This window comes from Amycolatopsis sp. NPDC049868 (assembly GCF_044461365.1).
Classification (GTDB): Bacteria; Actinomycetota; Actinomycetes; order Mycobacteriales; family Pseudonocardiaceae; genus Amycolatopsis.
The window spans coordinates 138541-151554 of record NZ_JBITKV010000001.1 but is presented as its reverse complement, the minus strand read 5'-3'; the positions used below and the strand labels follow the sequence as shown (position 1 = coordinate 151554).

At 68.9% G+C, this 13014-nt stretch carries 12 protein-coding genes; 4 read left to right on the top strand and 8 right to left on the bottom strand.

From position 1 onward, the window contains the following. Positions 1-19: 19 nt before the first annotated feature. On the bottom strand, positions 20-2065 hold the full coding sequence (locus ACIBTM_RS00730) for an MDR family MFS transporter (RefSeq protein WP_395874208.1): 2046 nt from the start codon (positions 2063-2065) through the stop codon (positions 20-22). 110 nt (positions 2066-2175) lie between these two features. Beyond that, on the bottom strand, positions 2176-3429 hold the full coding sequence (locus ACIBTM_RS00725; protein ID WP_395874206.1) for a glycosyltransferase family 4 protein: 1254 nt from the start codon (positions 3427-3429) through the stop codon (positions 2176-2178). Positions 3430-3537: 108 nt separating this feature from the next. Here ACIBTM_RS00725 and ACIBTM_RS00720 point away from each other — a divergent pair, with 108 nt between their 5' ends. Continuing rightward, a complete protein-coding gene (locus ACIBTM_RS00720; protein WP_395874204.1) occupies positions 3538-5304 on the top strand; it encodes a glycoside hydrolase family 2 protein in 1767 nt (588 codons plus the stop codon). Here ACIBTM_RS00720 and ACIBTM_RS00715 read toward each other — a convergent pair. The 5 genes from ACIBTM_RS00715 to ACIBTM_RS00695 form a co-directional block, all read right to left on the bottom strand. Then, a complete protein-coding gene (locus ACIBTM_RS00715) occupies positions 5292-5525 on the bottom strand; it encodes a hypothetical protein (RefSeq protein WP_395874202.1) in 234 nt (77 codons plus the stop codon). The two genes, ACIBTM_RS00720 and ACIBTM_RS00715, sit on opposite strands and share 13 nt — an antisense overlap. Next, positions 5525-6586 (bottom strand): serine protease, encoded by a 1062-nt coding sequence (locus ACIBTM_RS00710; RefSeq protein ID WP_395874200.1) that lies wholly within the window; start codon positions 6584-6586, stop codon positions 5525-5527. The genes ACIBTM_RS00715 and ACIBTM_RS00710 overlap by 1 nt, the downstream gene beginning before the upstream one ends. Positions 6587-6854: 268 nt before the next feature. Then, positions 6855-7343, bottom strand: a complete 489-nt coding sequence (locus ACIBTM_RS00705) for a glutathione peroxidase (RefSeq protein WP_395874198.1) — start codon at positions 7341-7343, stop codon at positions 6855-6857. 13 nt (positions 7344-7356) lie between these two features. Beyond that, positions 7357-8868, bottom strand: a complete 1512-nt coding sequence (locus ACIBTM_RS00700; RefSeq protein WP_395874196.1) for a 1,4-alpha-glucan branching protein domain-containing protein — start codon at positions 8866-8868, stop codon at positions 7357-7359. Then, positions 8865-9638 carry a class I SAM-dependent methyltransferase gene (locus ACIBTM_RS00695; RefSeq protein WP_395874194.1) on the bottom strand — a complete coding sequence of 258 codons (774 nt, stop codon included), beginning with the start codon at positions 9636-9638 and terminating at the stop codon, positions 8865-8867. Before ACIBTM_RS00695 ends, ACIBTM_RS00700 begins: the two co-directional genes overlap by 4 nt. A 70-nt stretch (positions 9639-9708) precedes the next feature. On the opposite strand from ACIBTM_RS00695, the gene ACIBTM_RS00690 reads away from it, so the two are divergent. After that, positions 9709-10131 carry a hypothetical protein gene (locus tag ACIBTM_RS00690; protein WP_395874192.1) on the top strand — a complete coding sequence of 141 codons (423 nt, stop codon included), beginning with the start codon at positions 9709-9711 and terminating at the stop codon, positions 10129-10131. Here the strand turns inward: ACIBTM_RS00690 and ACIBTM_RS00685 are convergent. After that, positions 10112-10963: a DegV family protein gene (locus tag ACIBTM_RS00685; protein ID WP_395874190.1), complete on the bottom strand. Its 852-nt coding sequence runs from the start codon at positions 10961-10963 to the stop codon at positions 10112-10114. The two genes, ACIBTM_RS00690 and ACIBTM_RS00685, sit on opposite strands and share 20 nt — an antisense overlap. Before the next feature lie 243 nt (positions 10964-11206). On the opposite strand from ACIBTM_RS00685, the gene ACIBTM_RS00680 reads away from it, so the two are divergent. After that, a complete protein-coding gene (locus ACIBTM_RS00680; protein WP_395874188.1) occupies positions 11207-11992 on the top strand; it encodes an electron transfer flavoprotein subunit beta/FixA family protein in 786 nt (261 codons plus the stop codon). Positions 11993-12018: 26 nt separating this feature from the next. Next, a complete protein-coding gene (locus ACIBTM_RS00675; RefSeq protein WP_395874186.1) occupies positions 12019-12978 on the top strand; it encodes an electron transfer flavoprotein subunit alpha/FixB family protein in 960 nt (319 codons plus the stop codon). Positions 12979-13014: the final 36 nt, after the last annotated feature.

Genomic DNA, 13014 nt, shown 5'->3' with positions numbered 1-13014 from the left:
GCCGGCTGCCGATCTGGGCCTAGACGGCGGCGGCGTGTTTCCCGCTCGGCCGGTCCTCGGCGGCCTGGTCCAGGATGCGGTTCGCGACCCGGCCGAGTGCCTCGTCGAGTTCGTCGTGTCCTTCCAGGCCCCAGTCCCGCAGCCGTTCGGCCAGCCAGGCCTTCCACGCCCGGATGAGCTTTTCGAGTTCCGCTCGCCCCGCTTCAGTGGTGGCCCACTGCCCGGACTTGTAGACCAGGTGCCCGGTGAACGCCAAGCGGGCGAAGGCGGCTTCGAACACCTCGGGCGGAATGCCGTAGCGATCGCCGATCACCTTCAGGGACGTGGGTTTGTCACGGCGTTCCCGTAGCCGGACCTGCCCCAGGCACCACAGTCCGCCGGTATCGAGTTCGCAACCGGACTTCGCGAGGACCCCCGCGGAGGCCGCTTTTCCGTCGCGTGCCAGCAATCGGCCGACGGCGCGCTCCAGATCCTGGTCCCCGTTGCCCGACTCCGGCATCGCGAAACCCTCGCCGAGGTCCGGCGCGGCCGCTCGCGAGGTGTCCCGCAGCGGCACCTCCTTGAGGAAGAAGGCCAGCACCAGTGCCACGAGCCCGACCGGTGCGGCGTAAAGGAAAACCGTGTGCAGGGAGTCGCTGTACGCCTGCACGTAGGGTGCCGACACGGAATCCGGCAACGCGTGGAGCGCGTTCGGGACCTGCACGGCCCGTGGGTCGATTCCGGGTGGCAGTGGATGTTCCGCGACCGCCGCGGCCATGTTCGGCGCCAGCTGGTTGGCGTAGATCGTGCCGAAGATGGCCGCCCCGAAAGAGGAACCCAAGGATCGGAGGAACGTCACACCGGAGGTCGCCACGCCCAGATCGCGGTAGTCGGCGGTGTTCTGCACGACGATGACCAGTACCTGCATGCTCAAGCCGATTCCCAGGCCGAGGACGGCGAAGTAGAGCGACATCTCCCAGAACCCGCTCGTCGGGGTCAGACGCGAGAGCAGGTACAGGCCGAGCGTCAGCCCGGCCCCGCCCGCGATCGGGAAGATCTTGTACCGCCCCGTCTTTCCGACGATGTTGCCCGCGACGATGCCTGCCACCAGCAGCGCGATCACCATGGGCAGCATCCGCACGCCCGAGCTGGTCGCCGAAATGCCGTGAACGTATTGCAGATACGTCGGCAGGTACGACAAGGCGCCGAGCATCGCGAAGCCGACGACGAAGCTCAGGATCGCCGAAACGGTGAACACGGGATTCCGGAACAGCCGCATCGGCAGGGTCGGTTCCTTCGCGCGCTTCTCCGCGAAGACGAACAGCACCAGCAGGATCACCGAGCCGACCGACATCCCGATGATCGTCGGCGAATCCCACGCGTACTGCGTGCCTCCCCAGCTCGTGACCAGGGTCAGGCCGGTCGCGGCGAGCCCGATCAGCAGGATGCCGAGATAGTCGATCACCGGCCTCGCGGCGGCCTTCACGCTCGGCATCGCGCTCGCCGCCACGATCAGCACGACGACCGCGATCGGGACGTTGACGTAGAAGGCCCACCGCCACGACAGATGGTCCACGAACAATCCGCCCAGCATCGGGCCGAGCACCGTGACGACGCCGAAGACCGAACCCAGCACACCCTGGTACTTGCCCCGCTCGCGCAGGGGCACGACGTCGGCCACGAGCGCGGTCGCGGTGACCATCAGACCGCCCGCGCCCAGACCCTGTACCGCGCGGGCCACGATGAGCCAGATCATGTCGTCGGCGAACCCGCAGAAGAACGAGCCCACCGTGAACACGATCACCGACAGCTGGAACATCAGCTTGCGGCCGAACAGGTCGCCGAGCTTCCCGACGACGACGGTCATGATCGTCTCGGCGAGCAGGTACGACGTGATCACCCACGACAGATGCCCGGCCCCGCCGAGGTCACCGACGATCGTCGGCAGCGCGGTCCCCACGATGGTCTGGTCGAGCGCCGCGAGCAGCATCCCGAGCATGACCGCTCCGAACACCGCGTTCCGGCGCTTGCGGCTCAGCACCGGAGGGGTGACGTCCGGCCTGCCGACCTCGGCGGTCGTGGTCATCGAGCCCCCCTCACGTCGGGCACCAACGTAAGACAGGCCGGGGGGACGGCGCATTTCGATGATCACCCGATCCGGTCGCGAAAGCCGCTTTCACGCCTGGGCGCGGAGACTCACGGCTCGAAGGCGTTACCCGTCGCGATCTTCGGCCGCCCCAGTTCCACCGGCTCCCCGGCACGAGCCCGCCGGTAGACCGCGACGGTCGCCTCGGCGATCCGCCCCCAGTCGAAGTCCGCGGCCAGCCGCGACTGCGCGGTCAGCGCCCGGCGGGCCGCGGCGACCTCGTCGTCCAGTACCGCCTCGACGGCGTCTCCGAGGGCGTCGACGTCGCCGGGGCTGAACGCCAAGCCGGTCTCGCCGTCGACGACGACCTCGCCGAGCCCGCCGGCGGTCGAAGCCACCAGTGGCGCCTTCGCGGCGGCGGCTTCCAGCGCGACGATCCCGAACGGTTCGTACCGGCTGGGCAGCACGACGGCGTCGGCCGCGGCCAGTACGGCGCGCAGTTCCCGGTCGGACAGATGCCCGACGAAGTCCACCGCGCGCCGGACCCGCAGCTTGCGGGCCTGGTCGACCAGTTCCTCCAGATGTCTGCCCTTGCCGGCGACGACCAGCCGCGTCCCCGGTTTGGCGCGGCGGATCCGGGGGAGCGCGGCGAGCAGGTCCTGCACGCCCTTCTCCCATTCGAGCCGTCCGAAGTAGAGCAGCAGCGGCGCGCCGGAGGGGCTGTAGGTCTCGCGCGCGTGCGCGACCTCTTCCGCCGGCACCTGCCAGGTGCGCTCCTCGATGCCGTTGTGGATCACGGTGACGGCACCGCCGTCGACCTCGAACAGATGCGCCACCTCGCGGCGCATGGCCTGCGAACAGGTGATCAGTGCGTCCGAGCGGTTCGCAAGCCACCACTCGACGGAGTGCACCTGCTGGTTCAGCGGATGCGAGAGCCAGCCGGAGTGCCGTCCGGCCTCGGTGGCGTGGATCGTGCCCACCAGCGGCACCCGCGCGGCCTCCGCGATCGCGATCGCGGGATGGGTGACCAGCCAGTCGTGCGCGTGCACGACGTCCGGCTGCCACGTACGCAGCAGGTCGGTGGCGGCGCGGACCATCGCGTGCCCCATGGCCAGCGTCCACGCGACGAGGTCCCGTTCGAAGGTCACGTGCATCGGGTCTTCGGCGACCCGGATGATCCGGACGCCCTCGACCACACGATCGGTCCTCGGATGGGTCTCGGCGTCGGTGCCCGCCGTGTGACGGCACAGGACGACGACGTCGTGCCCCTGCCTGGCGAGATGCCGGGCCAGGGCGTGGACGTGCCGTGCGAGTCCGCCGACGACCACGGGTGGGTACTCCCACGACAACATCAGCACGCGCATGGGTGGAGGTTACTCGTGAGTCGGTCGGCACCGGGACGGGGCGATCGCCGCCGCGGGTGAAGCCGATCGAGGGCGACAGGGGCGGCGATCTTTGCCACCATCGGGTCGATGACCTCCTCGGTGAACGTGGCCGGACCGGCCTTCAAGACCGTCGAACCAGTGCTCTCGACACCGTGGTCCGCGCAAGTCGGGCCCGGCAACGCGCTGCCCGAGTACCCGCGTCCCCGGCTGGTCCGCGAACGCTGGCTGAACCTCAACGGCGTCTGGGAGTACGCGGGCAGCGGCGCGCCCGGCCGGAACGGGTACGGCGAGCGGATCCTGGTGCCGTTCCCGCCGGAGTCGGCGCTTTCCGGTATCGGACGGCGGGACGAAACCCTTTGGTACCGCAAGGTTTTCCACGTTCCGGCCGAATGGGACGGTCAGCGGGTGCTGCTCCATTTCGGCGCCGTCGACCAGTCCGCGTCGGTCCGGGTCAACAACCAGGAGGTGGCCGTCCACGAAGGCGGGTACACGGCCTTCAGTGCGGACATCACCGACGTCCTGCGCCCGTCGGGCTCGCAGGAACTCACCGTCCGCGCGACGGATCGGACCGACGCCGCGACGCATCCCGTCGGCAAACAGCGGAACGACCCGAAGGGGATCTTCTACACCGCCGCCTCCGGCATCTGGCAGACCGTCTGGCTGGAGCCGGTGCCGTCCGAGCACGTCCGGGATCTCCTGCTGACCCCGGATCTCGACGGGGTGACGGTTGTGCCCAAGGTCACAGGCGGCGCCCGGGTGGAGGTGATCGTCAGCGAGCCGGACGGCGCGGAGGTGACACGTGTCGAAGGGGAGGCAGGACGGCAGTTGCGCGCGGAGGTGCCTTCGCCGCGCCTGTGGACGCCGGACGACCCTTATCTCTACGACGTCCAGGTCCGTCTGCTCGATGAGAGCGGCAACCCGCTCGACGTCGTCGAGTCCTACACCGGGCTCCGCACGATCGGGACGGTCGCCGATGCCCAGGGCAGGCCCCGGATCGCGCTCAACGGCCGGATCACCTTCCTCCACGGCCCGCTCGACCAGGGTTACTGGCCCGACGGGATCCACACCGCGCCCACCGACGAGGCACTGCGCTTCGATCTGGAGAAGACCAAGGAACTCGGCTTCAACTTCGTCCGCAAGCACGTCAAGGTCGAGCCGGAACGCTGGTATCACTGGGCGGACAGGCTGGGTCTGCTCGTCTGGCAGGACATGCCGTCGCTCACCGTCTCCTTCGACGGTCCGCCCGGGACGGCGCCCGACCCGGTTCCGGAGGCGCGGGCGCGGTTCGAAGCCGAGCTGACCGAGATGATCGAGCAGCTGCGCGGGGTGACCTCGATCGTCGGCTGGGTGCCGTTCAACGAGGGCTGGGGAGAATTCGACACCGCGCGGATCGCGAAACTGGTGAAGGACCTCGACCCGACCAGGCAGGTCGTCGCGAACAGCGGGGTCAACTGCTGTTTCTCCCGGCCGGACACCGGTGCGGGTGAGGTCTACGACGACCACACCTACGTCGGGCCGGGGAGTCCCGCGGTGAAGGACCACAGGGTGATCGTCGACGGTGAGTACGGCGGGCTCGGCCTGGTCGTCGACGGACATCGCTGGCCGGGGGAACCGCAGGCCTACGAGATGACGCCGACCTCGGCACGGTTGACCGAGCGCTATGCCGAAGTCAGCGAACACCTCGAACGGATCGTCGCCGGAACCGGCCTTTCCGGCGCGATCTACACGCAGACCACCGACGTCGAGAACGAGGTCAACGGCCTGCTCACTTACGACCGGCGGGTGATGAAGGCGGACGCGGAGACCGTCGCGACCCGCAATCGGGCGGTCATCGAGACGGGTCAGTCCGGCTGAGCCTCCACCGGACCGCCCGGATCACGCACCCGGACGGGCACTCCGAGCAGCTGAGAAGGCAGCTGCCCGGAGTCGTGACCGGGGGTCATCCACACGTCGATCGTGGGTGCCCCCTCGGCCTCGCCCTGTCCGACCCCGACCACTCCGGGGACGTCGTCGAGCCACCGCGACGCCGTGGCGAGGGCGGCGTCGACGTCCGGACCGGACACGTCGTCGGCCACTACGGGTGCACCTTGATCCCGAGCGAGGCCTCGACCAGCACGATCCGGTTGATCACGGTGACCACCGGCGAACCCGCGAACAGCAGGCCGACGGCGTTCTCGTTCAGGTCCGCCACGAGGCTGCCGGAGTCTCCGCCTGCCGACATGTCGGTGGTCAGCAGCTGCTGCGCGAACCGTGCCACCCGGCCGCCGCCGTAGTTGACGTCGACCGTGGCGTTGATGTTCGTGATCCGCCCGGTCGTCCAGTTCGTCGTCCGGCCGGTCTTCTGCACGATCGTGCCGACCGCGGGCGCGACGTTGGTGCCCTTGAGATTGCCGACCCAGAAGATCCGCCGGTCGAGGTCGTGGAACTGGCCTTCGGCGATCGCTGCGTCGACGAAGTTCAACGGCACCGGCTGGCCCGGCTGGATGAACTTGATCGGCACGAACCGGCTCAGCCTGGCGATGACGTCGGCGGGGACGACCCCGCCGTCGAACGGGCCGGGTTGCAGGATCGGGTCGCCGATGGCGGCGGCGTTGGAGTTCGCGAGCACGTGGTTGTTGCTGAGGATGTAGTACCTGGGCGGTTTGCCGGGAAGCGCCGTGGCGTCGTAGACCGCGGTTCCGTAGGTGCCGGCGGTGATCTTGAAGTGGCCGACGCTCACCCCGCCGAACGCCGGGCGGAACCGCTTGGCCAGCGTGAACGGGCCGACCTGTTCACGGGCGAGTTCGTCGGGGCGGCTCAGCGGCGGCGCCAAGGTCTCGTCCAGCAACGCGGAGGCGCCGTTCGCCTTCGGCGGGGCGATGCTGCGGCCCGCCTGCAGCACGCCGACTTCCTGGACATCGGTGGACACCCCGCCCACCGACGCGGGGACGAGGTCGTCCTCGCGCAGCATTTCCTGCGGCAGCTTGGTGTCGACCAGGACCGTGATCGCCTTCTCGCCGGTGTCCCTCCCTTCCGACCATTTGGTGCCGAGCGCGACACCAACGACGTTTTGCCGGTCGAGCAGCGCGTCCTGTTCGGCCGCCTGTACGCTCGCCAGTGAGAGGAATTCATCCGGGATCATATTGTTTTCGATCATGTCGGCCACACTTCCCGTGATTCGGATCGATTGCAGGGAGCCCGACGACCGATTCTTCTACCGTGCCCACGGTGGCGCCATAGTGCAATCGGGTAGACCAGATTTCCTGGATTTCCCATGTGGCACAAGGGTTTGTGATTGATCCACCGATCATGAGGTGAAATGGGCGGGCATTTTTAGGGACTTTGTTCCCTTTTTTTGTGGAAAGTGAAACGGGCGGCCCATCGGATTATTCCGACGAGCCGCCCGTTGTCGGCGGAAACGTGATTCAGCCGCCGATCGCGGCGTCGATCGCCTTGGTGATCGTCTCGTCCTCGGGTTCGGTGCGCGGGCGGAATCGTCCCACCACCTCGCCGGACGGGGCGACGAGGAACTTCTCGAAGTTCCATTGGACGTCGCCGGCGGCGCCCTCCGCGTCGGCCGCCTTGGTCAGTTCGCCGTAGAGGGGGTGACGGCCTTCGCCGTTCACGTCCAGCTTTTCGAACAGCGGGAACGAAACGCCGTACGTCGTCGAGCAGAAGGTCTGGATCTCCTCGGCGGTGCCCGGTTCCTGGCCCGCGAACTGGTTGCACGGGAACCCGACGACGGAGAAACCCTTGTCCGCGTAGCGTTCCTGCAGCTTCTCCAGCCCGGTGTACTGCGGCGTCAGGCCGCATTTCGACGCCACGTTCACCACCAGCAGCGTCTTGCCTTCGAGCGCGCCGAGCGTCGTGTCCTCGCCCGCGAGCGTCTTCAGCGGGATGTCGTGGATCCCCATGGTGCCCCTTTCGTCATTTCCTCAGCAGATCACGCGCGTCGACGTGGCCGAACGGACCGTCGTCGCGCCGGAACGCGGCCGCGGTCTCCCTGGCGCGGTCGAGAGCGCCCTCCCGGATCAGCCCGGCGAGCGTGTCGAACCGTTCGGTGTGCACTTTCGCCCGCCGCCGCGCGTAGTCGGCGGCGGAATCCTTGGTGACCATGAACGCCCAGTCGCTCGAAAGCGCCAGCATCGCCTCGGCGACCGCTTGGTCGCGCACGGCGTCGCGGGTCGTCGTGTCCATTCCGGTGACGAGGTCGAGCATCCGGTCCTGCAACGCGGTGTTGTCCCGCACCATGTCGGCGACCTGCTCGCCGTCCCAGACCCGCCAGTCCTTGCCCGAGCCCCACGACGACGCCGGGAGATCGACCTTTCCGCCGAGGTGACCGGCTTCGAGCGCGCCCTTGAGCGTCGTGACACGGACGCCCGCCTCGGGCAGCGCGCGCAGGACGCCTTCGAGCCAGGCCGGGCCCTCGTGCCACCAGTGCCCGAACAGTTCCGTGTCGTACGCGGCGACGACGAGCGATTCGCGGCCGTGCTCGGCCTTGAGCGAACGCAGCCGGGCGACGACGGTGTCGACGAAGTCCTTGACGTGGCCGCCGAGAGTGGCCGTCGCCATCGCCGGGTCGTACGGCGCCTTGTCCGGCGGCTCGACGGTCTTGCCGGTCACCCGCGAGGGTTTGAGGCCGACTTCGTGCGCCCAGGTGTGGAAGTCGCGATAGGCGGCGTGGCCGGGATATCCGGCCTTCGGCGACCAGACGCGGTATGTGACTTCGAGGTCGCGGCCGAAGCAGACGACGTCGGAATCGCCGACGGTCCGCGCCGCCGAGGTGTCGCCGTGCAGGGAGGGCCCGTCGACCATGAACCGCCGCACGCCCGCGGCGGCGTACCCGGCTTCCATGCCGGGCGCGTAGCCGCATTCGGGCGCCCAAATACCTTCGGGGCGCCGTCCGATCCGCAGCGCGGTGTCGGCAAGGCCGCCGCGCAACATGAAGTCGCGGACCGCCGGATCGAGCAGCGGCTGGAACGGATGCGCCAGTGGACCGCCGAGCAGTTCGATCGTCCCGTTGTCCACAAAGGACCGAAGAATCGGTGAGAAGCCGTGCCGCCAGCGGGTTTCGAGTTCTTCCGACGCCTTGAGCGCGGTCCGGTACTCGCTCGCGGCGAGGTCGCGCAGCAGCGGATCGCCGCGCCACAGCGTCGACGCGTGCCAGGAGCGCAGCTGCCAGTGACCGAGCCAGTCGTGGAAGGCGTCGATGCAGTACGGGTCGTCGAGCTGAGCGGCGAGGATCGGCGTCATCCCGAGGGTGAGGACGTCTTCGCGGCCTTCGTCGGCGAAGCGGCGCAGGAGATCGACCATCGGCAGATAGGAATGCGCCCACGCCTGGTAGAGCCATTCTTCGCCGACCGGCCAGGTCCCGTGGTGCGGCAGCCACGGCAGATGGCTGTGCACGACGAGGCAGAACGTGCCCTCGTACTCGCTCATCGGCGCACCGCCACGGCGACCAGATCGAGACTGGCGTCGAGGTCGTCGCCATGGATCGCGAAGTCCGCGGCCCGGATGCCTTCGACGTCGGCCAGCAGCTCCGCGGGCCAGGTCGCCTGCCCGGGCAGCTGCCCCATGACGACGTCGAGCTGGGCGTCGATGATCGAGCCGCCGTACTTGGCGTCGAGCCTCCCGACGCCCTCGCCGTGGTGGAGCCCGTGCAGCGTCTCGATCCCGAAACCGGCGTCGCGCAGCAGTTCGTCCAATTCGGACGGTGCGAGCTCCCTGGTGTGGAACGGGTTGAGCGGGGTGTCGCTGTCCGGGGTGAAGGTCAGCCGGTTGGGCGTGGTGACGATCAGCCGTCCGCCGGGGGCGAGCACGCGGCGGCATTCGGCGAGGAAGGCACCCTGATCCCAGAGGTGCTCGATCACCTGGAAGTTGGCGACGACCTCGACCGAGGCGTCCCGCAGCGGCAGGAACACCAGGTTCGCCCTGGCCACGCCGATACCGGGGTAGCGGCGGGCGACGTGCTCGGTGGTGGGGACGTCGTAGTCGAGGGCGAGCACCCGTTCGGCGACGGTGGCGATGAGCCCGGCGCCGTAGCCCTCGCCGCAGCCGGCCTCCAGCACCGTCTTGCCTTCGCACAGCGGCAGGAGCTGTTGATACGCGGCCTCGTGGCGCCGGAACCAGTAGTTCTCCTCGGCGATGCCCGGCACGGTGCGTTCACCGGTGAGGTGCAGCGCTTCGGCCCTGGTGGCTGGGGTGGTCACGCCGCGACCCTACCGGCCGGTCACTTCGGCCCGCGTGTCACGTTTCGCGGCGCTGCGCAGTCCAGGAGGTATGCAACGGACAATCACCCGAGTACTGCTCGTCGTCTTCGGCCTCATCGAACTGCCCGTCGGGCTGTGGCCGCTGTTCAGCCCGGACGGCTTCTACCGGGACTTCCCGGGCATCCGCACCGGCTGGGTGGCGATGGACGGCCCCTTCAACGAACACCTGATCCGCGACTTCGGCGGCCTCAACCTGGCGCTCGCCGCGATCCTGATCGGCGCCGCCGTGATCGGGACGACCGCCGTGGCCAGGCTCGCCGCGCTCGCGACCTTCCTGTTCGGACTGCCGCACTTCCTCTACCACCTTGGCCACGTCTCGCATTTCGAGCCGGTGGACCAGGTGCTGATCGTCGTGACGACGGCGCTGGGCGCCGTGCTCCCGCTGGTGCTGGTACTGATCCCCTCGAAGCGGACTACACCGGCGACACCGTGATGCCGATGGCGCCGGGGCCGAGGTGGGCGCCGAGGATCATGCTGGCGTCCACCAGGGTGCTGTCGACCATATGCGGCAGCCGCGCCCGCAGCCGCCCGCCGATCTCCAAGTCGCGTTCGTCCGGTCCGAACCGCGTGATGGCGACCTCGACCTCCCGGTCGCCCGCGCATTCCACCGCGAGGTCGACGAGTTTGTTGAGCGCCCGCCGCTGGCCCGGCACCCGGGTCAGCGGGGCGACCTCGCCGTTCTTCAGCGTCAGCAGGGGTTTGATCGAGAACGCGGAGCCGAGGAACGCCTGCGCGGCCCCGATCCGGCCGCCGCGGCGCAGGAACTCCAGCGTGTCGACGTAGAGGATCTCCCGGCTGCCGCGGAAGCGGCGTTCGGCCGCGTCGATGACCCGGGTGGCCTGCCCGCCGGCGGCGGCGACCTTGGCCGCCGAGGTCGCCGCGAAACCGAGGCTCATCCCGGTGGTCCCGCTGTCGAGGACGTGCACCGGGATGTTCACCTGCTGGGCGGCCTCGCGGGCGGCGTTCACCGTCTCCGACATCCGTCCCGAGATGTGGACGCTGACGATCGCGGAGGCGCCCTTGCTCGCGGCGTCCTGGAACGCCCAGAAGAACGCGGCGACCTCGGGAGGCGCCGTCTTCACCGGCGTCCCTGCCCGCAGATGGCCGATGATTTCCTCGCGGTCGTAGCGGTTCTCCTCGTCGAACTGCTCTCCGACCTGCAGTTGGACCTGAACGACGCCGATCCCCCAGCGCTCGGTGACGGGGGCGGGAAGACAGGCGGTCGAGTCCGTGATCACGGCGACAGGGCCGGGCATGGAACGCATGGTGGGGCAGGTTATCTCTTCACCACTTCCGCGAGTACCCCGGAATACGGCCGTTCGGGTTAGTCGGCCGGTTACACTCACTTCCGGGTGAATTACCTGGACGATGGTCCCACTAAAACGTGCATCCAGGTGAATGAGGTCACCTCGGCGGGCCGCGGCGCTGAAATGGCCCTAATCTACCGGCCAGTAGAGCTGTTGCCCCGTGGCCGACGCCGGCCACTAACGGGAGGTCGAAGTAGACCCATGACGAACATCGTTGTCCTGGTCAAGCAGGTACCGGACACCTACTCGGAGCGGAAGCTCTCCGGTGCCGACAACACTCTTGACCGCGAATCCGCCGACGCCGTGCTCGACGAGATCAACGAGAAGGCCGTCGAAGAAGCGCTGAAGATCAAGGAAGCCGGCGAGGGCGAGGTCACCGTCGTCTCGGTGGGTCCCGACCGGGCGACCGACGCGATCCGCAAGGCGCTGTCCATGGGTGCCGACAAGGCCATCCACGTCTCCGACGAGGCTCTTCACGGTTCCGACGCGATCGCCACCGCCAAGGTGCTGGCCGCCGCGATCTCGAAGGTCGAAGGCTTCGACCTGGTCATCACCGGTAACGAGGCCTCCGACGGCCGCGGTGGCGCCGTGCCGGCGATCATCGCCGAGCTGCTCGGCCTGCCGCAGCTGACCCACGTGAACGAGCTGACCGTCGACGGCGCCTCGATCAAGGCCGACCGCTACACCGAGGACGGCGTCACGCACCTCGAGGCGAACCTGCCCGCGGTGGTGAGCGTCGGCGAGAAGATCAACGAGCCGCGCTACCCCTCCTTCAAGGGCATCATGGCCGCCAAGAAGAAGCCGGTCGAGACGCTGACCGTCGCGGACCTGGGCGTCGACGCGGCCGAGGTCGGCCTCGGCAACGCGTGGTCGTCCGTGCTCGAAGCCTCCCCGAAGCCGCCGCGCACCGCCGGTGAGCGCGTCGAGGACGAGGGTGACGGCGGCAGCAAGGTGGCCGCCTACCTGGTCGCGCAGAAGCTCATCTGAGACAGGTTTCGAGGAGGAATAGGGAAATGGCTGAAGTACTCGTCCTCGTCGACCACGTCGACGGTGAAGTCAAGAAGGTCACGCTCGAGCTGCTGACCGCCGCTCGTGAACTGGGTGAGCCGTCCGCGGTCGTCGTCGGCCCGACCGGCACCGCCGCCAAGGCGAAGGAAGCCCTCGCCGCGCACGGCGCCGCCAAGGTGTACGTCGCCGAGGGCGACGACGCCACCGGCTTCCTGGTCACCCCGAAGGTGGACGTCCTCGCCGCGCTCGCCCAGCGGACCTCCCCGGCCGCCGTGCTCGTCGCGGCCAGCGCCGAGGGCAAGGAGGTGTCCGCTCGTGTCGCGGTCCGCCTCGGCTCCGGTCTGCTGTACGACGCCGTCGGCGTGAACGGCGACGGCAGCGTCGACCAGTCCATCTTCGGTGGCGCGTTCTCCGTGAAGTCCAAGTCCACCAAGGGCGTCCCGGTCATCTCGGTCCGCCCGGGCGCGGTCGAGGCGGCCCCGGCCGAGGGTGCGGCCGCCGAGGAGACCGTCGAGGTCCCCGCGGGTGACCCGGCGAAGTCCGCCAGGATCACCGGCGTCGAGCCGATCGTCGGCGGCGACCGGCCGGAGCTGACCGAGGCCTCGGTCGTCGTCTCCGGTGGCCGCGGTGTCGGCTCGGCCGACAAGTTCGACGTCGTCGAGGCGCTCGCCGACTCGCTCGGTGCCGCCGTCGGTGCTTCCCGCGCCGCCGTCGACTCGGGCTACTACCCGGCGCAGTTCCAGGTCGGACAGACCGGTAAGACGGTCTCGCCGCAGCTGTACATCGCGCTGGGCATCTCCGGCGCGATCCAGCACCGGGCCGGTATGCAGACCTCGAAGACCATCATCGCGGTCAACAAGGACGCCGAGGCGCCGATCTTCGAGATCGCCGACTTCGGTGTGGTGGGCGACCTGTTCAACGTCGCGCCGCAGCTGACCGAAGAGGTCCAGAAGCGCAAGGGCTGAGTCCCACGTTTCGCGGGGGCCGTCCGGGATTTATTT

Bases quoted from the DNA above. Each gene is read 5' to 3' on its own strand.
- ACIBTM_RS00730 (WP_395874208.1), bottom strand. From the start codon at position 2,065: ATGACCACGACCGCCGAGGTCGGCAGGCCGGACGTCACCCCTCCGGTG.
- ACIBTM_RS00725 (WP_395874206.1), bottom strand. From the start codon at position 3,429: ATGCGCGTGCTGATGTTGTCGTGGGAGTACCCACCCGTGGTCGTCGGC.
- ACIBTM_RS00720 (WP_395874204.1), top strand. From the start codon at position 3,538: ATGACCTCCTCGGTGAACGTGGCCGGACCGGCCTTCAAGACCGTCGAA.
- ACIBTM_RS00710 (WP_395874200.1), bottom strand. From the start codon at position 6,586: ATGATCGAAAACAATATGATCCCGGATGAATTCCTCTCACTGGCGAGC.
- ACIBTM_RS00705 (WP_395874198.1), bottom strand. From the start codon at position 7,343: ATGGGGATCCACGACATCCCGCTGAAGACGCTCGCGGGCGAGGACACG.
- ACIBTM_RS00700 (WP_395874196.1), bottom strand. From the start codon at position 8,868: ATGAGCGAGTACGAGGGCACGTTCTGCCTCGTCGTGCACAGCCATCTG.
- ACIBTM_RS00690 (WP_395874192.1), top strand. From the start codon at position 9,709: ATGCAACGGACAATCACCCGAGTACTGCTCGTCGTCTTCGGCCTCATC.
- ACIBTM_RS00685 (WP_395874190.1), bottom strand. From the start codon at position 10,963: ATGCGTTCCATGCCCGGCCCTGTCGCCGTGATCACGGACTCGACCGCC.
- ACIBTM_RS00680 (WP_395874188.1), top strand. From the start codon at position 11,207: ATGACGAACATCGTTGTCCTGGTCAAGCAGGTACCGGACACCTACTCG.
- ACIBTM_RS00675 (WP_395874186.1), top strand. From the start codon at position 12,019: ATGGCTGAAGTACTCGTCCTCGTCGACCACGTCGACGGTGAAGTCAAG.